The 22,700-nt window shown below is 70.9% G+C and carries 15 protein-coding genes and 2 pseudogenes; 2 read left to right on the top strand and 15 right to left on the bottom strand.

All coding sequences use genetic code 11. From position 1 onward, the window contains the following. Positions 1–97 precede the first annotated feature (97 nt). The 8 genes from QBE02_RS12280 to QBE02_RS12245 form a co-directional block, all read right to left on the bottom strand. On the bottom strand, positions 98–1,354 hold the full coding sequence (locus QBE02_RS12280) for an alpha-hydroxy acid oxidase (protein WP_279365949.1): 1,257 nt from the start codon (positions 1,352–1,354) through the stop codon (positions 98–100). A 190-nt stretch (positions 1,355–1,544) separates the two neighbouring features. Beyond that, the gene (locus QBE02_RS12275; protein ID WP_279365948.1) at positions 1,545–2,390 is read right to left on the bottom strand and encodes a transglutaminase family protein; all 846 of its coding nucleotides are present in this window, start codon (positions 2,388–2,390) and stop codon (positions 1,545–1,547) included. A 46-nt stretch (positions 2,391–2,436) separates the two neighbouring features. Further along, positions 2,437–3,369: an alpha-E domain-containing protein gene (locus tag QBE02_RS12270; protein ID WP_056224458.1), complete on the bottom strand. Its 933-nt coding sequence runs from the start codon at positions 3,367–3,369 to the stop codon at positions 2,437–2,439. Continuing rightward, positions 3,363–5,093, bottom strand: coding sequence for a circularly permuted type 2 ATP-grasp protein (locus QBE02_RS12265; RefSeq protein ID WP_268102494.1), 1,731 nt, complete (start codon positions 5,091–5,093; stop codon positions 3,363–3,365). Before QBE02_RS12265 ends, QBE02_RS12270 begins: the two co-directional genes overlap by 7 nt. Positions 5,094–5,224: 131 nt before the next feature. Further along, positions 5,225–6,406, bottom strand: coding sequence for a zinc-dependent alcohol dehydrogenase (locus QBE02_RS12260; protein WP_056224462.1), 1,182 nt, complete (start codon positions 6,404–6,406; stop codon positions 5,225–5,227). A gap of 86 nt (positions 6,407–6,492) precedes the next feature. Further along, a complete protein-coding gene (locus tag QBE02_RS12255; RefSeq protein ID WP_279365947.1) occupies positions 6,493–7,212 on the bottom strand; it encodes a glycosyltransferase in 720 nt (239 codons plus the stop codon). Continuing rightward, entirely contained in the window at positions 7,209–8,576 is a 1,368-nt protein-coding gene (locus tag QBE02_RS12250) for a PIG-L family deacetylase (protein WP_279365946.1), read from the bottom strand. The genes QBE02_RS12255 and QBE02_RS12250 overlap by 4 nt, the downstream gene beginning before the upstream one ends. After that, on the bottom strand, positions 8,570–9,529 hold the full coding sequence (locus tag QBE02_RS12245) for an acyl-CoA dehydrogenase (protein WP_279365945.1): 960 nt from the start codon (positions 9,527–9,529) through the stop codon (positions 8,570–8,572). Before QBE02_RS12245 ends, QBE02_RS12250 begins: the two co-directional genes overlap by 7 nt. Positions 9,530–9,760: 231 nt before the next feature. Between QBE02_RS12245 and QBE02_RS12240 the strand changes: the two genes are divergently transcribed. Beyond that, positions 9,761–11,299, top strand: coding sequence for a molybdopterin-dependent oxidoreductase (locus tag QBE02_RS12240; RefSeq protein WP_279365944.1), 1,539 nt, complete (start codon positions 9,761–9,763; stop codon positions 11,297–11,299). 92 nt (positions 11,300–11,391) lie between these two features. Here QBE02_RS12240 and rocD read toward each other — a convergent pair whose 3' ends face one another. The 5 genes and pseudogenes from rocD to QBE02_RS16250 form a co-directional block, all read right to left on the bottom strand. Then, on the bottom strand, positions 11,392–12,609 hold the full coding sequence (gene rocD / locus QBE02_RS12235; RefSeq protein ID WP_279365943.1) for an ornithine--oxo-acid transaminase: 1,218 nt from the start codon (positions 12,607–12,609) through the stop codon (positions 11,392–11,394). Next, a complete protein-coding gene (gene ddaH / locus QBE02_RS12230; protein WP_056224470.1) occupies positions 12,606–13,490 on the bottom strand; it encodes a dimethylargininase in 885 nt (294 codons plus the stop codon). The genes rocD and ddaH overlap by 4 nt, the downstream gene beginning before the upstream one ends. Positions 13,491–13,731: 241 nt before the next feature. Further along, entirely contained in the window at positions 13,732–15,246 is a 1,515-nt protein-coding gene (locus QBE02_RS12225) for an alpha-N-arabinofuranosidase (protein WP_279365942.1), read from the bottom strand. A 197-nt stretch (positions 15,247–15,443) separates the two neighbouring features. Then, positions 15,444–17,924: an aldehyde dehydrogenase family protein gene (locus tag QBE02_RS12220; RefSeq protein ID WP_431844597.1), complete on the bottom strand. Its 2,481-nt coding sequence runs from the start codon at positions 17,922–17,924 to the stop codon at positions 15,444–15,446. A 177-nt stretch (positions 17,925–18,101) separates the two neighbouring features. After that, positions 18,102–19,157 (bottom strand): annotated as a pseudogene (locus QBE02_RS16250) (proline dehydrogenase family protein); the annotation flags it as partial. Between the two features lie 224 nt (positions 19,158–19,381). Between QBE02_RS16250 and QBE02_RS12215 the strand changes: the two are divergent. Beyond that, the gene (locus QBE02_RS12215; protein ID WP_279365940.1) at positions 19,382–20,482 is read left to right on the top strand and encodes a S1 family peptidase; all 1,101 of its coding nucleotides are present in this window, start codon (positions 19,382–19,384) and stop codon (positions 20,480–20,482) included. Between the two features lie 150 nt (positions 20,483–20,632). Here QBE02_RS12215 and QBE02_RS12210 read toward each other — a convergent pair whose 3' ends face one another. Both QBE02_RS12210 and QBE02_RS16245 read right to left on the bottom strand, forming a co-directional pair. Further along, positions 20,633–22,006, bottom strand: a complete 1,374-nt coding sequence (locus tag QBE02_RS12210) for a DUF4209 domain-containing protein (RefSeq protein ID WP_279365939.1) — start codon at positions 22,004–22,006, stop codon at positions 20,633–20,635. A 24-nt stretch (positions 22,007–22,030) separates the two neighbouring features. Further along, positions 22,031–22,309 (bottom strand): annotated as a pseudogene (locus tag QBE02_RS16245) (DUF7380 domain-containing protein); the annotation flags it as partial. Positions 22,310–22,700: the final 391 nt, after the last annotated feature.

Below are 22,700 nucleotides of genomic sequence, written 5' to 3'. Positions count from 1 at the left end.
CTCGCCCTCGCAGATCTTCAGCGATCCGCACGACCTCAGCGGCATCCCGCCCTCTTCGGCTGAGGATGCGCGGACCACCGAGGGTGCGCAGCGGGCGTCACACCCGCACGTCGACCGCCTGATCGGTCACCGGTACGAGCCGCGTGAGCTGCGTGACGTGGCGGGGCTCGAGCTCGTCGAGCGACGAGACGCCCAGCAGGGTCATCGTGCGCTCGATCTCGCTGCGCAGGATCGCGATCGTGCGGTCGACGCCCTGCCGCCCGCCGGCCATGAGGCCGTAGAGGTAGGCACGGCCGATGAGGGTGAAGGTCGCGCCGAGGGCGATGGATGCCACGATGTCGGCGCCGTTCATGATGCCGGTGTCGACCATGACCGTGGCGTCCTTGCCGACCTCGCGCACGACCTTCGGCAGCAGGTGGAAGGGAATGGGCGCGCGGTCGAGCTGGCGCCCGCCGTGGTTGGAGAGCACGATGCCGTCGACGCCCTGGTCGACCAAGCGTGCGGCATCCGTCACGTTCTGCACGCCCTTGACGACGATCTTGCCGGGCCACATGCCGCGGATCACGTCGAGGTCGTCGTAGCTGATCGTGGGGTCCATCGCGGCGTTCAGCAGCTCGCCGACGGTGCCGCCGGTGGTGCTGAGCGAGGCGAACTCGAGCTTGGGGGTGGTGAGGAAGTCGATCCACCACCAGGGGCGCGGGATCGCGTTGACGATCGTGCCGACCGTCAGCTGCGGCGGGATCGAGAAGCCGTTGCGCTTGTCGCGCAGGCGCGCGCCGGCGATGGGGGTGTCGACGGTGAACTGCAGGGTGTCGAAGCCCGCCTTCGCCGCGCGCTCGACGAGCCCGTACGAGATCGAGCGGTCCTTCATGACGTAGAGCTGGAACCAATTGCGACCGACGGGGTTCGCGGCCTTCACGCCCTCGATCGAGGTGGTGCCGAGGGTCGAGAGCGTGAACGGGATGCCGGCGGCCGCGGCCGCGGAGGCACCGGCCGTTTCACCCTCGGTCTGCATGAGACGCGTGAAACCCGTGGGCGCGATGCCGAAGGGCAGGGCCGAGGGACCGCCGAGGATCTGGCACGAGGTGTCGACGTCGGCGGCGGGGCGCAGGATGTCGGGGTGGAACTCGACGTCTTCGAACGCGCGGCGGGCGCGGTCGAGCGACAGTTCGCCCTCGGCGGCGCCGTCGGTGTAGTCGAACGCGGCCTTGGGCGTGCGGCGCTTGGCGATCGTGCGGAGGTCCGCGATCGTGAGCGCGGCGTCGAGGCGGCGCTTGCGCGCGTCGAGCTCGGGCTTCTTGAACTGCATGAGCTCGAGGAGCTCGCCGACCTTCGGCAGCTGACGCTGAACCATGGGGGATCTCTCTTTCATGTGGTCTGACCACATCGTACGCTCGAGAGGGCCCCACGACCAGGGTCAGTGCGCCGGCATCCTTCGATGTCGTCGACTGCTCGGGCGTTCCACTCCCGACACACGATCACCGCGAGCGAGAGGCACGACGCGACGAAGAAGGCCGGGCGCCGCGGCATCCGACTGACCGGAGTCAGGTCTCGCGCGTGATCGTGACCTTCACCTTGAGGTTGCTCTTGCCGGGACCGGCGTACACGCCGCGCAGCGGCGGGACGTCGTTGTAGTCGCGGCCGCGACCGACCAGCACGTGACGGTCGCCGATCTCGATGTTGTTCGTCGGGTCGAACCCCTGCCAGTCACCGGCGAACCACTCCACCCAGGCGTGGGACTCCCCGGTCACCGCTTCGCCGACCTCGGCGGAGGGCTTCGGGTGCAGGTACCCCGACACGTAGCGGGCCGGGATGCCGACTTCGCGCAGGGCCCCGATCGCGATGTGCGCGATGTCCTGGCACACGCCCTTTCGCGCTTCCCAGGCGTCGACCGCCGTGGAGTGCACGCCGGTCACTCCCTGCATGTAGTCGATCGCGTTCCCGATGGCCTCGGCGATCGCGTGCGCCGCGGGCCCGGGCCGGTCGTGCTGGGCGGCGATCGCGCGCGCGAGCTCGGCGACCTCGGCGTGCGGGGTCGTGCGCCGCGTCTGGGTCAGCTGCTCGACCGTCGAGATCGACCGCGCCGCCTCCGCCGCGAGCTGCTCCCAGGTGATGTCGGCGTGCTCGATGGGCCGCGGGCGCACCTCGACCAGCGAACGCGCGGTGATGGTCAGCGCGCCGTGCGGCGACAACACGTCGAAGGCCGCCACGCGCGTGCCGAAGTAGTCGACGTACTGATTGACCGAGGTCGACGGCTCGATGTCGAGCGACGAGCTCAGCACGAACTGGCTGTCGGTCGAATGCGGCAGCATGCGGGCTTCGTTGTACGAGGCGACGACGTCGCCGGGGTAGACGAACCCGGTCTGGTGCTCGATGCGCAGGCGTTTCATCGCCGACCTCCCGAGGTCTTCGCACGGACGGCGGTCACGGCATCCGTCATGAGATCTCTCCGATCCACGACGGTTCGGCCTGTGTGGGGAAGAAGCGCGAGCGGATCGCTTCCGACGCCTCGCGTGTGACCGTCTGCACCCGCTGCATGTGCTCGGGCAGCTCGGCCAGGATGTCGCTGACCGGGCGGTACTCCAGATCGTTGCGGATCTGACCGAGAGCCCGCAGCACCGTGTTCGAGTGCCCGACGCGATCGGCGCGGGGGTCGATCGCGCTCATGCAGTCCTCGGCGCGTTGGATCGAGTAGATGATCGAGCGCGGAAAGAGGCGGTCGAGCAACAGGAACTCCGCCGCGTTACGGGCGCTCGGCATGCCGCGATAGGTGCGCAGGTAGGCCTCGTACGCGCCGCACGAACGCAGGATCGTCGTCCACGACGGGCCCGACACCTCGGTGAGCGAGCGGGTGGCCAGCAGTCGCGCGGTCATGTCCGTGCGCTCGATGCTCCGACCGAGGGTGAAGAACTGCCAGGCCTCGTCGCGGTTGGTCGATGAATCGACGATGCCGATGGCCAGCGCCGCCCGCTCGCGCGTCCACTGGAAGAACTCGTGGACCTTGTCGGTCTGCAGGCGCCGCGGCATCCGGGCGTTCGTGGTGTTGAGGATCTCCCACAGTTCCGTCGACACGATCTCGCGAGCGCGCCGGGCGTTCTCGCGAGCCGCGGTGATCGAGTACGCGATGCTCGACGGGTTCATCCGATCCACCGCGAGGCGAGCGAGCACGTCGTCGCGGCGGACGGTGTCGACGTTCTCGGGCCACGCCGACCCCATGACGCTGAGCAGCGAGCGGCACGCGGTGTCCTCGTCGATCCACGGGTCCTCCAGCAGCAGCTGGAGGTGCACGTCGAGGATGCGGGCGGTGCCGTCGCTGCGCTCGATGTAGCGGCCGATCCAGAACAGCGATTCTGCGATGCGGCTCAGCATGGCCCCGTCTCCCGCGCCTGCTGCTGCTGCTCGGCCTGCGGACCGTGCTGCACGGCGGCATCCTGCTGCTGTTGCTCCTGCTGCTCCTTGCCCGAGGGCCCTCCGCCCGGGCGCGGATCGCGCGGTGAGGTCGAGGGAGCGGGCTGTCCGTCGTAGATGATCGGGATCGACTCGGTGACCGCGGCCTGGTCGGCGACGAGTCCCGAGACGCCGTTGCCCTGGCCGTACTCGACGTGCGAGGGGGCCGAGCCGCCGACGATCCACGTGTCCTTCGAGCCGCCGCCCTGGCTGGAGTTGACCACGAGCTGGCCCTCCGGCAGCGCCACGCGGGTCAGGCCACCAGGCAGCACCCAGATGTCGTCGCCGTCGTTGACCGCGAAGGGGCGGAGGTCGGCGTGACGCGGACGCATGCCGTCTTCGACGAGCGTCGGGATGGTCGAGAGCATGACCACGGGCTGGGCGATCCAGCCGCGCGGGTCGGCCGTGAGACGCTTGCGCAGCGCATCGAGCTCGGCGGGCGAGGCATCGGGACCCACGACGAGCCCCTTGCCGCCCGAGCCGTCGACCGGCTTCACCACGAGCTCGGGCAGACGGTCGAGCACTTCTTCGAGGGCACCGGGATCCTCGAGACGCCAGGTGTCGACGTTCTTGAGGATCGGCTCTTCGGCGAGGTAGTACCGGATGAGGTCGGGCACGTACGTGTACAGCAGCTTGTCGTCGGCGACGCCGTTGCCCACCGCGTTGGCGATGGTGACGTTGCCCAGGCGTGCGGCGAGCATGAGCCCGGGCGCCCCGAGCATCGAGTCGGCGCGGAACTGCAGCGGGTCGAGGAAGTCGTCGTCGACGCGGCGGTAGATCACATCGACGCGCTGCGGGCCGCGGGTCGTGCGCATGAACACCTTGCCGCCGATGCACAGCAGGTCGCGCCCCTCGACGAGCTCGACGCCCATCAGACGCGCGAGCAGCGTGTGCTCGAAGTACGCGGAGTTGTAGACGCCGGGGGTGAGCACGACGATGTTGGGCTCGTCGATCCCGGGCGGGGCCGACGCCTTGAGCGCGGCGAGCAGCTTGTTCGGGTAGTCCCCGACGGGGCGCACGCGCATCGACACGAACAGTTCGGGCAGCGTCTGCGCCATGACGCGGCGGTTCGAGATGACGTACGAGACGCCCGAGGGCACGCGCACGTTGTCTTCGAGCACGCGCATCTCGCCGTGCTCGTCGCGGATCAGGTCGATGCCCGACACCTGGATGCGCACGCCGTTCGCGCTGCGGATGCCGGCCGCCTGGCGGTAGAAGTACTGCGACGACGAGATGAGCCCCGCGGGCAGGATGCCGTCGCGCACGCAGTGCTGATTGCCGTAGGCGTCGTCGAGGAACGCCTCGAGCGCCTTGACCCGCTGCTTCACGCCGGCCTCGATGCGCGACCACTCGTCGTACGCGATGACCCGGGGGACGGCATCCAGGGGGAAGGGACGTTCCTCCCCCGCGAAGTCGAAGGTCACGCCCTGCGCGAGGTACGAACTCGCGAGCGACTCGGTGCGCCCGCGCAGTTCCTCCTGCGTCATCTGCGCGAGCGTTTGGTACAGCTCCCGGTACGCCTCGCGCGAGGGGGCGGCTTCTCCGGGACTCGCCGGAACGCCGAACATCTCGTCGAACGCCGGGATGCCGGATGCGGTCTTGCGCGGCGCCAGCGTGGAGCCGTAACCGTCGAACAGGTCACCCATGCGACGACTTTACCCAGCACCGTGTTGCGGACACGTTTCCCCGCCTCCGTCTTGCGTGAGTCGCCAGAATTCGTCGCTTGGGCGGGTCCCCTGGCGACAGATCTTGGCGACTCACGCGGGTGCGGCGCGGCTCAGGCGCCGGGGCGCAGCACGACCTTGATGCAGCCGTCTTCCTTCTTCTGGAAGGTCTCGTACAGGCCGGGGGCGTCTTCGAGGGGGGCGTGGTGCGTGACCAGGTCCATCACGCCGAGCGGGTCGGCGGAGTCTTCGACGAGCGGCAGCAGGTCGTCGATCCAGCGCTTGACGTTGCACTGGCCCATGCGCAGATTCAGCTGCTTGTCGAACATCGTCTTCATCGGCAGCACGTCAGCCTCGCCGGCGTACACACCGCTGAGCGAGACGGTGCCGCCGCGGCGGACGAGGTCGATCGAGGCGTAGACAGCGGCGAGGCGGTCGAGTCCGGCCTTGTCCATGAGCTTCTGCGCGAGGGCGTCGGGGAGCAGCCCGACGGCGTTCTGAGCCAGCTTGATGCCGCCGTTCCCGTGGGCTTCCATGCCCACGGCATCCACCACTCCATCCGCCCCGCGCCCCTCGGTGAGATCGACGAGTTCGTCGACCACCGTGTCGGTCAGGTCGTAGGTGAGCACGCCGTGGCGCTCGGCCATCGCGCGGCGCTCGGGCTCGGGCTCGATCGCGAGGACCCGGTAGCCGAGGTGCACGCCGATGCGGGCCGCAAACTGCCCGACGGGGCCGAGGCCCATGACGGCGAGCGTCCCACCCTCGGGCACGTTCGCGTATTGCACGCCCTGCCAGGCGGTGGGCACGATGTCGCTGAGGAAGAGGTAGCGGTCGTCGGGCAGGTCGTCGCCGACGCGGATGTGGTTGTAGTCGGCCAGCGGCACGCGGAGGTACTCGGCCTGCCCGCCCGGCACCTGCCCGTAGAGCTTGGTGTAACCGAACAGCGCGGCACCGCTGCCGTACTCGCGCACCTGCGTCGTCTCGCACTGCGACTGCAGTCCGCGGCGGCACATGAAGCAGTGGCCGCACGAGATGTTGAAGGGCACGACGATCCGGTCGCCGACGGCGAGGTTCGTCACGGCCGAGCCGACCTCGACGACCACGCCCATCGGCTCGTGGCCGAGCACGTCGCCCTTGTCGATGAACGGTCCGAACAGTTCGTAGAGGTGCAGGTCGGAGCCGCAGATCGCCGTCGAGGTGATCTTCACGATCGCGTCGGTGGGCTCGAGGATCTCGGGGTCGGGAACCTCCTCGACGCTCACGTTGCGCTTGCCCTGCCAGGTCAGTGCCTTCATGGTGATGCCTCTCGTTCCGGGGGATGGCTAGTCTGCGGCGAAGGTGCGGAGCGGCGGAGGTGGTTGACGAACCCCCACCCGGTGGGTCAGGCGCCGGGAGCCGCCAGCGGTGGAGCGTCGACCCAGGCGTGCACGCGCGCGAGGAACGCGGCGTATCCCGCGGGCGTGCGGCCGGTGAAACGGCCCGAGGTCTCGACCTCGTGCACGTCGCTCGCCCGCTCCCGCGCACCGAGGGTGCGTGCCGCGCGGACGAGGGCCACGTCCTCGTGCTCGACGAGATCCGGGATGCCACCCGCCCGGGCGTACGTGCTCGCCCGCACGCCCAGATTGGCTCCGTGGACGTTTCCGGGAGGTCTGCCCCGGTGATGGGTGGCACGCCAGTACGCGACGTGTCGGGCGCTGAGGTCGGCGAAGTCGGGGCGGACCGTTCCCAGCACGAGGTCGACCCCGGCGTCGGCGAGGTCGAGTTGGTGCGTGATCCAGTTCGGGGGCACAACGGTGTCGGCATCCGTCATCGCGATCCACGTGTCGTCGGCACCGGCGGTGAGCCGCCTCAGCGCGTGCGCGACGCCGATCCGACGGGCGGTGCCCACGCGACGTGCCGCGATCTCGACCGCCTCGACGGGCCAGCGCCGAACCTGGGTGGCGGTGGTGTCGCCGCACGCGTCGAGCACGACGACGACCGCGATGTCGAGGTCGGGTTCGCTCTCGCGCGCGAGCGACACCGCCCGGGTGACCGATGCCAGGCATCGACCGATCAGAGCCTCCTCGTCGTGCGCCGGAATGACCACGGCCAGGGCCCTCACGGGACGAGCCCCGACTCGGCCGCCACCGAAAGAGCGCCCGGATGCGCGTACACCTCGAGCACGAAGTCCTGCTCCTCGTGCCGCGCGAGGCGCACCAGGTCGGGTCGCGCGGCGAGCGCGTCGTGCACCTCGTCGCCGGTGCGCGGGTACTCGGCGACGGGATGCCGCCAATGGCACGCGACCAGGTGGCCGCCGGCGCTCAGCGAGGCGACGGCCGCCGTGAGCCCGCGATCCAGGTCTGCCCCCGCCCAGTAGTACGCCACCTCCGACACCACCACCAGCTCGAACTCCCCCTCGGGCCACGCCGCGGGCAGCGTCGCGAGGCGGAACTCGACGTTCTCGCGCCCCGCGAGCCGCGCCCGCGCGCGATCGAGGGCGGCGGGCGCGAGGTCGACGGCGAGCACCCGGTCGCTCCGGTCGGCCAGCTGCGCGGTCAGAGCACCCGTGGAGCACCCGGCCTCGAGCGTCGAGCGATACGTGCGCCTCGGGAGAGCCGCGAGGAGGACGGCGCGCTTGCGCTCTTCGTACCAGCGCGAGTCGAAGCCCCAGGGGTCCTCGTGCCGGGCGTACATGTCGTCGAAGTACTCGCGGCCGACGCTGCCCGCCGGGGTCGAGGGCTCCTCCGGAGCGATGAAGACCTCCTCATCGCGGACGAAGTGGGCGTGCACGCGCGCGTGGATCATGGCTTCGTCGCCCGGAGCGGCCGACAGCGGCTCGAGCTGACTGCGATGCGCGTGGAGAGCGCGGGTCTTGAGGGCGCGCGCACGAGGCTCGAGGGCGAGGTGCTCGACGCGATCCCACGGCACGTCGTCGGGGCCGCCCCAGTGCCACAGCCAGATCGGGAAGGCGCGCGATCGCACGCCGCGCGCGGCGCAGACCTGCTCGACGATCTCTCCGACGACCCGGTGGTCGCGGTGCCCGTCTCCTCGCCAGGGCGACACCACCAGCACGCGCCGGCCCGCCGCGGCGTCGATCGCTTCGCGGAGCGCCTCGGCGATGGCATCCCGATGCTCGTCCGTCCCGCCGTCGGGCAGACCGAGGAAGACCGGGTCGGCCACCAGCCCCACGATGCGTGCGGCGTCGACGAGTTCTCGGCGGCGGAGCAGGGCGAGAGTGGCGGGGCTGTGCGTCGGCGACTCGGGGTGAGAGCCTTCGCCGTCGGTGACGACGAGGAGGTCGATCCGGATGCCGCGTGCGACCGCGGTCGTGATCAGCCCCGCCGCTCCCAGGCTCTCGTCGTCGGGGTGCGCGGCGACAACGATCAGGTGGTCGACGTCCAGATCGAGAGATGGCGAGTCGCGGCGGAGGGCGTCCGCCCAGACGCGCTCGTCGGTCCCGGGTTCGCGATGGTCGAAGCTCACCACGTGCCCGCTCCCGTCGCGATGTCGGCGCCGATTCTCGCGATATCGCGCTCGCCGTGGTGCTGGCGCAGGTAGATCTGCAGATCGGCGACGCGTCGCGCGTGCGCCTCATCCGCGACGAGGGGCAGCGGCCCGAGGGCGTGCGCGGCTTCGGCGAGGGTCGTCTCGACGGCCTTCGCGACGACCGTGCGGGCGCGGGTGGCACGCAGACCCTCGGATGCCGAACCCCCCGCACCGAAGACCGCCGCCGTCTCGCGCAACACGGTGCGGGCGACCCAGAGCGCGGTGTCGGCGCGAGCGAGGTGCACGCGCGAAAGCTGGTCCGCTCGGTCGGACGCGGCGGCCTCGCGCAGCGCGCCGCGGAGCGGCAGGGCTCCGCCCCACCAGCACGCGGCCACCCCGACCCCACCGTGCGCGAAGCCGGGTCGACGGAGATACCAGCCGGGCTCGCCCACGGGGACCGCGACCGCTCCATCGACGTCGATCGGGGCACTGACGACCCGCTCGAGCCCGCGCGCGTGCCAGGGACCGGTCCGCACCCTCACGGCCGGGTCTCGCAGGTCGAGCGCGAAGAGCTGCCGGCGTTCGTCATCGACCCACGCGGTTACGAGAGCGCGGTCCAGGTCGGCGGCGAGGGAGCACCAGGGCTTGGAGCCGTGCAGCATCCAGACGCCGTCGTGGTGCCGTGCCTCGAGGCGCATGCCCGATCCCTCCGCGGCGAAGACACCCCACGACCCACCCGGTTCGAGGTCGACGTCGATCCCCTCGCGGGTGGCTTCGGCGAGGATCGACAGGGCGTCGAGGTGCGGCTCGAGCACGCGGGCGACCGCGACATCGCGCGCAGCGACCGACGCGAGCAGCTCCCAGGTCGCACCGAGCGAACGCGGCGGGACGAGGCTCGTCGCCCAGGCGAGTGTGGCAGCGACGTCGGTGGCGGAGGCACCGTCGGCATCCATCCGCCGGAGAGCCGCACGGACCTCATCAAGACAGGGGGCGTCGTCAGACAGAAGGAGGGGGGATGCCGGCTGGCCGCGGTGGTTCACCGCGACAGCGTGCGGACGACGGGAAGAAACCGACAGATCCTTGACACGGGGGTCCATCCCGCACAAGCGGAGCGACGGATGCCGGTTGGCTGTGAATACCGCGCGCCCGGCGCCCGAGCGCCCGGCGCTCTCTAGGCTCCCTTCGTGACCCCCGCATCTTCCCGCCGCCGCGACCTCGCGGCGATCGTCGCGTCGATCGCCGCCACCGTGTTCGGCGCCGGCCTCGGCGAGCTCGCCGCGGCGATCGTGTCGCCCACAGCGAGCCCCTTCGCGGTCATCGGCGGCGGCATGATCGACCTCGCTCCGGCCTGGGCCAAGAACCTGGCGATCGACCTGTTCGGCACGGGCGACAAGGCCGCCCTGCTCGTCGGGATCGCGGTCCTGCTGCTGATCATCGCCGGGGTCGCCGGCGTGCTCGAGCGCCGGAAAGCCCCGTGGGGACGAGTCGTCCTCGTCGCACTGGGTGTGATCGGCGCGATCGTCTCGATGACGCGGGCGGATGCCGGGACGCTGTCGCCCCTGCCCTCGCTCGTGGCGGGGGTGGCAGCCGCTCTGGTGACCGGGCTGTTGGTCGCCCGGCTCCGCCGGCGTTCCGCGCAGTCCCCCGCCGACGACGGCGTCTCGCGCCGCAGTGTGCTCGCCCTCTCGGGCGTGGCCGTGCTGGCCGGGGTGATGGCCACCGCCGGGTCCTTCGCGCTGAGCGGGGGTGCGCGAGCGGTGAGCGCGATCCGAGCGGCGCTGCGTCTGCCCACGCCGGCCACCACGACGACGGTTCCCGCCGCCGCCGACCTCGGCATCGACGGGCTCGCGTCGGTGATCACGCCCGCCTCGGACTTCTACCGCATCGACACCGCGCTCGTCGTGCCCCAGGTGGACCCCTCGACCTGGACCCTGCGCGTGCACGGTCTCGTCGAGCAGGAGGTCGTGCTGCGGTGGGACGACCTGGTCGCCCTCCCCCAGCAGGAGACCGTCGCGACCCTCGTGTGCGTCTCGAACGAGGTGGGCGGCTCCCTCATCGGCACCGCGCGCTGGCTCGGCGTGCCCATCCGCGACATCCTCGTCCGCGCGAAACCGACCGCCGAGGCCGACATGGTGCTCTCGCGCTCGGTCGACGGGTTCACGGCATCCAGCCCCCTCGAGGCCCTCACCGACGACCGCGACGCGCTCCTCGCGATCGGCATGAACGGCGAACCGCTGCCGATCGAGCACGGCTTCCCCGTGCGCATGGTGGTGCCCGGTCTGTACGGCTACGTCTCGGCGACCAAGTGGGTCAGCGAGCTCGAGGTCACCCGTTTCGACCGCGCCGAGGGCTACTGGACCTCGCGCGGCTGGTCGGAGCGCGGACCCGTGAAGCTGCAGTCGCGCATCGACGTGCCCCGCTCGGGCGCGCAGGTCGCCGCGGGCGACACGGTCATCGCCGGGGTCGCGTGGCAGACCCACGTCGGCGTCTCGGGTGTCGAGGTGCAGGTCGACGACGGGCCCTGGCAGAAGGCGACGATCGCGACGGCGATCTCGGCTGACACGTGGGTGCAGTGGAGCCTGCCGTGGAACGCCGAGAGCGGCTCGCACGTCATCCGCTGCCGCGCGGTGTCGGCCACCGGCGAGACCCAGACGAGCGCGACCGCGGCCCCCGCCCCCGACGGCGCGACGGGCTGGGATCAGCGCACGGTGTCGGTGGCCTGAGCCCCCTCGCGTGAGGTGCCAAATTTTGTCGCTTGGGTCGTCTCCGAAGCGACAATTCTTGGCACCTCACGCGGGTGTGGAGCGGGGAGCGCTCAGCCCGCGAGCACGTGCCGGATCTGCTCGACGGCCCAGTCGAGCTCGGTCGCGCGGATCGTCAGCGGTGGGGCGATGCGGATGGTCTGACCGTGCGTGTCCTTCACGAGCACGCCGCGAGTAAGCAGCTTCTCGGCGACCTCGCGACCCGTGCCGTACGACGGGTCGATGTCGACGCCGGCCCACAGACCCGCTATGCGCACGGCGGTGACGCCGTGGCCGACGAGCGTCTGCAGAGACGCCTCGAGGTGCGCCCCCAGCGCCTTCGCGCGGGTCTGGAATTCTCCGGATGCCAGCATCTCGACGACCCGCAGACCCACGGCCGCAGCCAGCGGGTTTCCCCCGAAGGTCGACCCGTGCTCACCGGCGTGGATGACGCCGAGCACGTCGTCGTCCGCGACGACGGCCGACACGGGCAGGATGCCGCCGCCCAGCGCCTTGCCGAGCAGGTACACGTCGGGCACGACGCCCTCGCGGTCGCAGGCGAAGGTCTCGCCCACGCGTCCGAGGCCCGACTGGATCTCGTCGGCGATGAACAGCACGTTGTTCGCCGTGCAGATCTCGCGCACACGCTGCAGGAACCCCTCGGGCGGGATGACGACGCCGGCCTCGCCCTGGATGGGCTCGAGCAGCACCGCGGCGGTGTTCTCATCGATCGCGGCGGCGATGGCATCCGCGTCACCGTACGGCACGTGCACGAAGCCCGGAGCGTACGGACCGAAGTCGTCGTGTGCCGTGGGGTCGTCGCTGAAGCCGACGATCGTGGTCGTGCGGCCGTGGAAGTTGCCGTTCGCGACGATGATGGTCGCGGCATCCGGGGCGATGCCCTTGGTGCGGTAGCCCCACGCGCGTGCGACCTTGATGCCGGTCTCGACGGCCTCGGCACCGGTGTTCATCGGCAGCACGGTGTCTTTGCCGCAGAGCTGCGCGAGCGCCGTGGCGAAGGGCCCGAGACGGTCGTTATGGTACGCGCGGCTGGTGAGCGTCAAGCGGTCGAGCTGCTCGCGCGCGGCCGCGAGGATCGCCGGGTGGCCGTGGCCGAAGTTCAGCGCGGAGTACGCCGAGAGCAGGTCGAGGTAGCGCTTGCCCTCGACGTCGGTGACCCACACGCCCTCGGCGCGCGAGACGACGACCGGCAGCGGGTGGTAGTTGTGGGCAAGGTGCGCGCCCTCTTCGGCGATGAGACGGGCGCCGAGGTCGTCGACGGCGGTGCTCATCGGGATCCGCCTCGCAGTTCGAGGGTGCAGCACTTGATGCCGCCGCCGCCGAGCAGCAGCTCGGAGAGGTCGACCATGACGGGGGTGTAGCCGCGCTCGCGCAGCTGCGCCTCGAAGCCGACGGCGCGCGGCGAGATGATCACGTTCTTGCCGTCGCTGGCCGAGTTGAGGCCGAAGACCGCGCCATCGGCATCCGCCACCCGGATGGCGTCGGGGTAGCGCTCGCGGAGGATCGCCTGACTCTTCTCGTCGAACGCGGTGGGGAGGTAGGCGATGTTCGCCTTCTCGACGCCGCCCGGGCCCTCGACGGGGTCGAGCACCGAGATCGCGGTGTCGAGGTGGTAGAACCGCGGGTCGGTGAGCGTCAGCGACACGACCTCGCGCGAGAAGACCTCGCCGACCTCGCGGTGGCTGTCACCGGTCGAGCGGAAGCCGGTGCCGGCGAGGATCGTGTCTCCCACGAGGAGGAAGTCACCCTCGCCCTCGTTGACCTCGACGGGCTCGGCGACCTCGAAGCCGTTCGCCGCGAACCAGTCGATGAACGCGGGGGCCTCGGCGGCACGCTCGCGGAAGCGGAACTTCGGGCCGTACGCGATGCCGTCGATCACGAAGCCGCCGTTGGCCGTGTAGACCATGTCGGGCAGACCCTCGAGCGGGTCGATGAGCTCGATCTCATGCCCGAGCGAGACGTAGGTGTCGTAGAGCGCCTGCCACTGCTGCACGGCGAGGTTCGTGTCGGTGGGCCGCGAGGGCTCCATCCACGGGTTGATGCTGTAGCTCACCGTGAAGTGCTCGGGGCGGCACATGAGGTACCGGCGGTGCTGCTGCACGCGCGCGCCCGTCGAGGACTCGGCGGCGGTGGCGGTGGGGGTAGCGGACATCTCTGCTCCTCGGAGGAAAGGTGCGGCGGACGCTGTCCTGGGGCCCGGTGGCCCTTCGAACCCGTGCGGCGCTCATCGGATCGATGTGGCGCCGTGCGGGGAAAGGTCGGTCCGAGCACGCCGGTGCCATTCTCGCACGCGCCCGCACGCGAGAGCGAGCGGCGCGGCGCGGCGGTCCGCTGCGAAGGGGGTCGCCCTTCACGGAGACGCCCGCGAAGGGCAACGACCGCTGACGCGCGACTCAGCCGACCCGGCGCAGCGACACCGCAGCCCACGCGACCGGCGGCAGAGTCAGATACAGGATGCCGCTCCCCAGGCGCGTCTGCACCGTTCGCGGCCGCACGCGTTCGGGGTCGTCGAGAGTGTTGGACGCCCCGGGGTCGTCGTCGTGCAGCAGGTGCGTCTCGACCACCTCGACCTCGCCGAAGGCGCTCACGTCGATCTCGAGGTCCACCGGTCGCTCGAGGCCGCGGTGGACGAGGAACACCGCGACGGCTTCCGCTGCGTCGTCGACGGTGGCCACGGCATCCACCGCGGAGACCGTTCCGTACCGCGCCGTGTCGATCGTGGGCGCCTCGACCCGCAGACGCACCGCCTCGCCCCGCGCGAGGTGCGAGGTGAGGGCGAAGGGGAAGAACGTCGTCTGGCGCCACGCGGGGCCGCCGGGCTCGGTCATGATCGGGGCGATCACGTTCACGAGCTGTGCGAGCGAGGCCGAAGCGACGCGATCGGCGTGTTTCAACAGCGAGATCAGGAGACTGCCGAAGACGACGGCATCCAGGACCGAATACACGTCTTCGAGCAGGCGCGGCGCGATGGGCCAGTCGTCGATCGCAGTGGGCTTCACGGCGTCGACGCGGTCGATGTACCAGACGTTCCACTCGTCGAACGAGATGTCGATCTTCTTGCCGCTGCCGCGGGCGGCGCCGACGTGGTCGGCGGTGGCGACGACCCCCTCGATGAAGCGGTCCATGTCGACGGCCGAGGCGAGGAACGAGGCCGCGTCGCCGTCGTGCTCTTGGTAGTACGCGTGGCACGAGATCATGTCGACGTCGTCGTAGGTGTGGGTGAGCACCTCGCGCTCCCACTCCCCGAACGTGGGCATCGCGGCCCCCGACGACCCGCACACGACCAGTTCGATCGAGGGGTCCATCTGCCGCATGCCCCGGGCGGTCTGCGCCGCGAGCGTGCCGTAGTCGTCGGCGGAGCGGTGACCGAGCTGCCACGGTCCGTCCATCTCGTTGCCGAGGCACCACACGCGCACGTCGAACGGCTCGGCGCGGCCGTTGTCGATCCTCCGCTGCGACAGCGCGGTGCCACCGGGCACGTTGCTGTACTCGAGCAGGTCGAGCGCCTCGAGAACGCCGCGCGTACCGAGGTTGACGGCCAGCATGAGCTCGCTGCCGGCCTTGTCGAGCCAGTCGGCGAACTCGTGCAGGCCGACCTCGTTCGTCTCGGTCGAGTGCCACGCGAGGTCGAGACGGCGGGGGCGCTGCGCGCGCGGGCCGACGCTGTCCTCCCAGCGGAACCCCGACACGAAGTTGCCACCGGGGTAGCGGATCATCGACACGCCCAGCTCGCGCACGAGCTCGAGCACGTCGGTGCGGAACCCCTGCTCATCCGCCGCCGGGTGGCCCGGCTCGTAGATGCCGTCGTAGACGTGACGACCGAGGTGCTCGACGAACCCGCCGAACAAACGTCGGCGCACGGTGCCGATCGCGAAGCGGGGGTCGACGGTCAGGTGGGCAGCGGTCATCGGTGCTCCTCGGGGTTGCGACGACGCTACCCCGGCGCGGGCGTCACGCTAAACGTTTTCGAAACCCGGTGCAGGCGGCCGAGGACGCATCCCTTCGGCGAAGCCGCACGGAACGGGCACCGATCACGTGCGTCCTCGGCGAACGAGTGCGTCCTGGGCACCGGCCGGGCCGGGCGGCGCCGAGGACGGGACACCGCTCAGATGACCGCGGCACTCCACGCGTCGACCGCGCCGAAGCGGAACGCCCCGATCGACACCGCCTGCTCCCGCAGGAACGGCAGCAGCTCGAGGCGACCCGCGGTGGTCACCTCGTTCGCGTACACGGTGAGCGAGACGTCCCCGCCGACCGTCTCGGCGACGGCCGTGCGCAGGGCGGCGACCGTGTCGGCCGGTCCGACCAGGCGCAGGCGACCCGGTCGCGGGGCCGTGACGAGGGTGTCGGCGTCGTCGGCGGCGGCATCCGGGATGCCACCCGCCAGGCGCTGCAGCCACTCGGCATCGCTCTCGACCGACACGGCGACACCGCTCTCGCCCAGCAGGTGCCGGACCGCCGCGGGCAGACCCACCGGCGTACTGAGGCTGAAGGTCGACCCCGACCGGACGGCGGCGACGAGGACGCGCAGGACCGCCTGCCACGCGGCGTCGGCGGTCGCACGCACGGCCACGTCGACCGGCCGGTAGCGACGGAGGTTGCGCTCGACGCCCAGGCGCGAGACGTCTCGCACGCGACCGAACTCGCGGTCCCACGCGACGGCGTCGGCGAGCGCTCCGCGACGGAGCCAGTCGAACGCCTCGTACGACAGGGTGGGCTGGGCCGCCTCGATGAGCGCCGTGATCCGCGAGTCGAGGCCGCGCAGGTGCAGGGTCGACGACGACGCCCCGCCCGTCGAGGGGCGCCACGAGCCGAGGGTCACGAGGCGGTTCGGCCCGCCCGACATGGCGCCGTCGCCGGCGGACGCCTCGCCCCAGCCGCCGAGCGGCTCGCGCTGGATCACCGCTCCGGTCGAGGGGCGGTTCACCCGCAGGACGGCCGCCTCGACGCTGTCGAGCCAGAGGTCGAGGTCGGCCTCATCGCGGGTATGGAGGCCCGCCACGAACCCCGATCCGATCGCGTTCTGCAACTCGATCGCGCGGGTGACGGTGGGAGCGTGCAGGATGCCGAGCACCGGCGCCGCGACCGCGGCCCGGGTCAGGTGGGAGCCGGCGGTGACGCCCGTGCGGACGCCGGGCGACCAGAACCGGCCGGCCGTCTCGGGCCCGAGGTCGAGCTCTCGCGGCTCCACGAGCCACCGCTCGCCGTCACCGAGGACGGTCAGGGCGCGCCGCACCTCTCCCGCGGGTTCTTCGACGAGCGGGCCGATGTCGGACAGCGGGTCGTCGGACGGCCCCACGCGCAGCGACGAGACGGCATCCTTCAGCTGCTCGGTGAAGCGCGAGGACCGCCCGACGGCGCCCACGAGGATCACGAGCGACACGGCCGTGGCGGCCTGACCGGCGCGCGCGAAGGCGCCGCTCACGATGTCGGTCACGGCGGCGTCGAGGTCGGCCGAGGGGGCGACGATCGCGACGTTCCGTCCGGCCGTGAACGCCTGCACGGGCAGCGCGGGGCGCCACGCGGCGAAGCGTTCGGCGGTGGTGCGCGCGCCGGCGAGCAGCACACGGTCGACGCCGGGGTGCGCGATCAGGGCCCGCCCGGACGCGTCTTCGTTGAGGTCGACGTAGGCGAGCAGGTCGCGCGGTACTCCCGCGGCCCACAGCGCCTCGGCCACGACGGCTCCGGCACGACGAGCGCGCGGCGAGGGCGTCAGCACCACTCCGGACCCCGCGACGAGAGCGGCCAGCGTCTCGGCGGCGCAGAGGCCGACGGGGGCGTTCCATCGGGGGGCGACCACGCTCACCCGATCGGGCACGAACACCGCCCCGGGGACGCGGTCGAGTTCTTTCGCCGTCGCCGCGTAATAGGCGGCGGCATCCACCGCCTGGCTCACTTCGGCGTCGGCTTCGGAGAGCAACGCCCCTCCCTCCGAGGCGAGCACTTCGATCACCTCGGCGCGGCGCTGCTCGAGGCTGCGCGCGGCCGACTGCAGGACGGCGGCGCGGTCCGCGGCGGCGAGCGCACCCCACGGCTCGGCGGCGGTGCGCACGCGGTCGATCACCGCGTCGAGTCCCGCCTCGTCGTCGACGCGCCCGGCGGCGGCGGTGGCGTCGCCGGCGGTCGAGTCGGACACGCGGCCCAGGACGGCGACCGCCCAGGCGCGGTCGGCGGGCACGGTCGGATCGGTGTCGGCGACGTTGCGGAACCCGGGGGCGCCTCCGGCGAGCTCGGCGCTCTCGCGGGCCGAGAACACGGCCGTGTCGACGAACGACTGGCCGCCGAAGAGCATCTGCTGCACGTCCGGTCCCAGCGCGGAGGTGTCTCCGGATGCCGCAGCCTCTCGCGCGATGCCCAGCACCGCCTGCGTGAGCCCGGGGTCGGCGGCGTCGTCGCCCACGCGTTCCCGCAGGATCGCCGGATCGCCCTCGACTCCGCGCCGTGCGACGCGCGCGGCGGGCCCGGGGAGCTCGGCGGCGGCGAGAGCGCGACGCACCCGGGCCGCGATCGACGCGGTTTCGGGTGCATCGTCGGCACCCGGGGGGTCGGCGTCCGCTTCGTCTGCGCCGGCGGGCGGATCGGGCACGGCGAGGGGGAGGTCGGGCGCTCCGGCCACGGCTCGCGCGTATCCGGCGGCGAGGCCGGCGACGACGGCGTCGAGGTCATCGGGATGCGCGGCGGGGGCCGTCTGCACGTACCCGTCCCCCGGCAGCCAGGCGGTGGTGTGCGGCAGCGCCAGCACGACCTCGGTCTCGGCCTCCGCCGCGAGGGCGAGCGCCAGGGCGGCGCGCTCGGGGTCGGCGGTGGCGACCTCGACCGCGAACCCCTCCTGCCCGCGCGCGCTCAGCGCCTCGCGCAGGCCGCGCACGAGCGCGGCGTCCACGTCGTCGCGCGCCGTGACCGAGGGGGCGGGCCACCCGTGACGCGCCGCCGACACGGCATCCGGGGTCTCGATGACGGCGTCGCTCAGCCGCACCGTCAGGCGGGCACCGCCCGCCGAGGTGCGAACGCGCGCCCACGCCGACAGTTCGCGGACCGCGGCGGCCGTCTCGGCGACGGCGATCGGCACCTGGATGCCGGCCCGCAGACCGGTCAGACGGGGCTCCTCGAGAACGCGGGTGAGAACGGCGACGGTGAGATCGAGGTCATCGCGCCCCTCGGCGACGAGGGTCACGTGCGTGCGCGCGGCGACCGCGTCGAGGAACACCGGCAGCAGGCGCTCGGCGGCGTGTTCGACTTCGGCGTCGAAGGCCCACGGCGACGGCGCGACCACGACGTCGGAGATCGCGAGCGAAATCCGTCCCACGTCCTCACGAGCGAGCAGCGATCGGATGCCGTCGAGCCGGCGTCGCGCCCCGGCATCGCCGACCACCGCGGGGCCGACCAGGCGCACCTCGACCGGGGACTCGAGAGCTTCGAGGGACGGCCCGAGGCGCTCGGGCCGCGCGTCGAGGACGAGGGCCGAGACGAGATCGCGCAGAGCCCGACGCGCGATCGGCACGGCGGGACTGGGCAGGACGGGGGCGACGGCACCGCCCACCTGCAGAGCGCCGCGGACGAACCAGTTGAGCGACGTCGGCAGATCGTCGACGAGGCGGTGCAGCGCGGAGGCCGCCGAGGTGAGGGACTCCGGGCGCGAGATCCCGTCGATAGCAGCGGCCAGGAAGTCCGCCGCGGAGGGGTCCGTGGGCAGCGCGCCGCGGCGAGACGAGTCGGTCGGCCGCGTTCGGCGCGAGAGAGTCCCGGCGATGCGAGCGGCACGGCCGGGGCGGTCCGTGGAGAGCGCGGGAACGGGGGTGCCGGAGTCGTTCGTGCTCATGCCCGTCAGCCTAAACACCGCGCGCGTGGCACCTCGGCGGCCCGCCGCGCAACCCGAGGATCGGCCGCCCGCGCCTGTCAGCGTTTTTGTTGGACTTCGATCAGATATTCATAGCAATTCCTTCGCTTTTCGTCCGGGTCGTGTTTGTATGGCGGTGGGTACCCCGCCATTTATCCCCCTGGATGGAAGGTCACTCCAACGTGAACCGCATATCGAAAACCGTCGTGGGCGCAGCCGCCCTCGGCCTGTTCCTGACCACCGCCGCCACCGCCCCCGCGCTGGCGCAGACCCCCACGTCGTCGCCCGACGCGGCCGTCGACGGAGTCGACGCGCAGCTGCTCGAGGCGATGGCCGCCGACCTCGGCACTGACGTCGCCGGCGCGCAGGACGTCCTGCGTTTCCAGGCCGATGCCGTCGGCACGGCAGACGAGGTCGCCGCCGTCTCGGGCGACGCCTTCGCGGGCACGTGGCTCGATGAGTCCACGCGCACGGTGTACGCCGCGGCGACCACCGACGCCGCTCGCGCCGCCGCCGCCGATGCGGGCGCCGTGCCCGTCGCCGCGGAGCACTCCCTCGACGATCTCGAGGCGATCGCCGCGAAGATCGAGTCGAGCCCCGTGCCCGACGTCATCCCCTCGTGGTGGATTGACGTCGAGGCGAACGACCTCGTCGTCGATGTGGTCGCCGGCGGCGATCAGGCCGCCGCCGACTTCGTCGCCACGCTCGACGCCCCCGCGGGCGCCGTCCGTCTCGAGACCGGAGCCCAAGCCCCCGAGACGTTCGCGACGATCCAGGGCGGTGTCGCCTACAACATCAACAACCAGAGCCGCTGCTCCGTGGGCTTCGCGGTGCAGGGCGGGTTCGTCACCGCCGGCCACTGCGGCGTCGCGGGCGACAGCACCACCTACGGCACCTTCCAGGGTTCGTCGTTCCCCGGCAACGACTACGCCTGGGTGAGCACGCCCAACCACACCCCGGTCGGATCGGTGTCCAACTACGCGGGTGGCAGCGTCGCCGTGAAGGGCTCGACCGCGGCCGCGGTCGGCGCGACCGTCTGCCGCTCGGGCTCCACCACCGGCTGGCACTGCGGCCAGATCCAGGGCTTCAACTCCACGGTGCGCTACGCCGAGGGGTCGGTCTCGGGCCTGATCCGCACGAACGTCTGCGCTGAGCCGGGCGACTCCGGCGGTTCGCTCCTCGCGGGCAACCAGGCCCAGGGCGTCACCTCCGGAGGCTCGGGCAACTGCTCGACCGGCGGAACGACGTACTTCCAGCCCGTGAACGAGATCCTGCAGACCTACGGCCTGCGCCTGCTCACGAGCTGATCCCCCTCCGGGTGTACCCCGTTGCCCGGTCGCCTTGCGGCGGCCGGGCAACGTTCTTGTCGTCTGAGCACGGACGCCCCGGTCACCTCTCGGCAACCAGGGCGTTGTTCCTGCTCGCACAGGTCCTGGCTAACGAGGAGCCTGAGAACATCAGAGACCTGGCTCGCTCTCCGCCTCATTTTCGTGCGCAGGCTGTCGGTCGCGTTCCGCAGGCTCGTGGCTGTCGGCGGTCCGTGTGTCGTGTATCCGATTCCAGAACGGGACGAAGGCCAGGCGGAGAACGAACCACCAGCAATAGAGCGCGTGCACAGAGCCAACCGAGGCGTCGCTCACGAGCCCGTGCGCGAAGTCGTTCCGCAGATTCGGTCCGATAGGGCCACAGAACAACGCCCGGATCTCGAACGCGATGTCCTCCCCGAAAATCTCGGGTACGGCATCTCGGCCCATCAAGGCGGATAGGCCAATCTCTTGCTCCACGCCTCGATCCATAGTGCTCGTCTGCTGTCCGGCATTGCGTAGGTGCAGCCTCACGATGTTCTCGACCTGCGGGGCGAGTAGCTGCGCGGCGGTGAGGAAGTCGCCGTCGTATCCGTAGTACAACGCCTGCGCTATGAGCCGCTCCCTATCCGACGGAACAATCGAGCTTCCACGCGTGATCGCGACAAAGTCTCCGAGCATCAAACGGTGCTCGTTGCTGAGCGCCATCCACGCAGGCGCGAGCATTCCCTGAACCGTTAAAGAAACCCTGATCTCGTACGCCTGGATCATCTGCCGCCAGGTCGCCGGGTCCTCGCCATAAATTGGCTCACCGCCCCGCCCGCCCGATCGGTGTATCACTCGGCCGTCGCGCGCGAAGTGAACATTCGAGAAAAGAGTTTGGAGCGGATGCTCCGCGAGCAGTCGCTCGGCTCGGTCGCGCTCGTCCTGCAGAGAGCTGAAGGACGAGAGGTTGACGAACGCCCTCAGCGCTTCGAGAGCTTCTTTTCCACTCACGGCCTCAATACTGTGGTCTCGCGCCTCTGATAGGTCAACCGACTCTGACTCGAACACCCCCATCGTTCCCAGTGTTGCTGCGCCGGCCGCCCGTATGCGTCTGCCCAGCTCGGTCGTCAGCTCGGATACCCCAAGCGTCTCCCGCCGCTTCCGAGGAATCATGCGGAGCGTCTTCATCGCTCGTTCGTACAGGTACCCTGAGCGCGGGTGCGAACCGGCATCCGCTCCAACATCGAGACCCTCAGCCTCCGTGATCAGGCTGGTCACAACTGCCAGACGGTCAACCGAGACTTCATCGGGGTTCCCAGCTACCTCGTGCCACCTCGCAGCGCGGTCGCGATAGCCCCGCGCTGCCTCCGTTTCGGCGAACGAAGCAAGTTCGCGCATTCGCTCCGCTAACGCGTCCGCCCTATCGCGCGCGAGGTTGTGCTTGTCGAGCAGATCCGCAACCGAACCGGGGAACTCAGAGAGGTCTGCGCTCAACGCATGATCGGTCAGGGCTCGCGCCAGAACGTCGAGGCTGGCAGCCATCGGCTTCCCACCGCGACGACCCACCAGGAGTGCTCGATCCCATATGTCGCGATCCCGATGCCACCTCCCGGCCTCGACCGTTGCTTCGATGACAGCATTCAATTCGGCCTGATACCAACGCGCGCGATCTGCGCCCGTCGTGCTTCGTATGGCCAGCACGTCAAACACACGCGCACGAAACAAGGCGTCAGGCAGCACACCCGAGACGACCACGAGAACGTCGATCTGTGAGTCAATTAGATCGCTCGGCATCGCGGTGCGGCCCTCACTCAAGTTGAGCATCGGCTCGTATGGGGCCCCCAGTCATCGGCTCGCGGGCTGAACGAGGCGACTTGGCTCAGCAGGCTCGCCAGCTCCACAACGTCATCGGACCCTCCGGCGTCTCGAGCCTCTTGGAGCCGAAACCATAAGGAGGGAATCCGTTCCTCATCATCAGCCGGAGTCACTCGGAAGACACCGGAGCGTTCTAGGTCGTCCAGTGCGGCTCGCCATCGATCCGCAAACTCGCTATCAACTTCATCGGCGCCGGTCACACTCAGCAACCTAACGGTCACGTTCGACACGCGCTGCAGCGCCCATCTCTTCGACTTTGACCAGGACGAAGACCCGGCCTACAGCGACTCCGCATTCGCCGCCTGACGATCGGGATGGCCCACAGCGCGAACGACACCACACACTCCTCCAGGCCGTCGCG

It is taken from the genome of Microbacterium testaceum, assembly GCF_029761935.1.
Classification (GTDB): Bacteria; Actinomycetota; Actinomycetes; order Actinomycetales; family Microbacteriaceae; genus Microbacterium; species Microbacterium testaceum_A.
The sequence above is the reverse complement of the archived record's forward strand: the minus strand, read 5'-3'. Positions and strand labels throughout refer to the sequence as shown.

Bases quoted from the DNA above. Each gene is read 5' to 3' on its own strand.
- rocD (WP_279365943.1), bottom strand. From the start codon at position 12,609: ATGAGCACCGCCGTCGACGACCTCGGCGCCCGTCTCATCGCCGAAGAG.
- QBE02_RS12280 (WP_279365949.1), bottom strand. From the start codon at position 1,354: ATGGTTCAGCGTCAGCTGCCGAAGGTCGGCGAGCTCCTCGAGCTCATG.
- QBE02_RS12225 (WP_279365942.1), bottom strand. From the start codon at position 15,246: ATGACCGCTGCCCACCTGACCGTCGACCCCCGCTTCGCGATCGGCACC.
- QBE02_RS12245 (WP_279365945.1), bottom strand. From the start codon at position 9,529: ATGGATGCCGACGGTGCCTCCGCCACCGACGTCGCTGCCACACTCGCC.
- QBE02_RS12270 (WP_056224458.1), bottom strand. From the start codon at position 3,369: ATGCTGAGCCGCATCGCAGAATCGCTGTTCTGGATCGGCCGCTACATC.
- QBE02_RS12265 (WP_268102494.1), bottom strand. From the start codon at position 5,093: ATGGGTGACCTGTTCGACGGTTACGGCTCCACGCTGGCGCCGCGCAAG.
- QBE02_RS12275 (WP_279365948.1), bottom strand. From the start codon at position 2,390: ATGAAACGCCTGCGCATCGAGCACCAGACCGGGTTCGTCTACCCCGGC.
- ddaH (WP_056224470.1), bottom strand. From the start codon at position 13,490: ATGTCCGCTACCCCCACCGCCACCGCCGCCGAGTCCTCGACGGGCGCG.
- QBE02_RS12210 (WP_279365939.1), bottom strand. From the start codon at position 22,006: ATGGCTGCCAGCCTCGACGTTCTGGCGCGAGCCCTGACCGATCATGCG.
- QBE02_RS12260 (WP_056224462.1), bottom strand. From the start codon at position 6,406: ATGAAGGCACTGACCTGGCAGGGCAAGCGCAACGTGAGCGTCGAGGAG.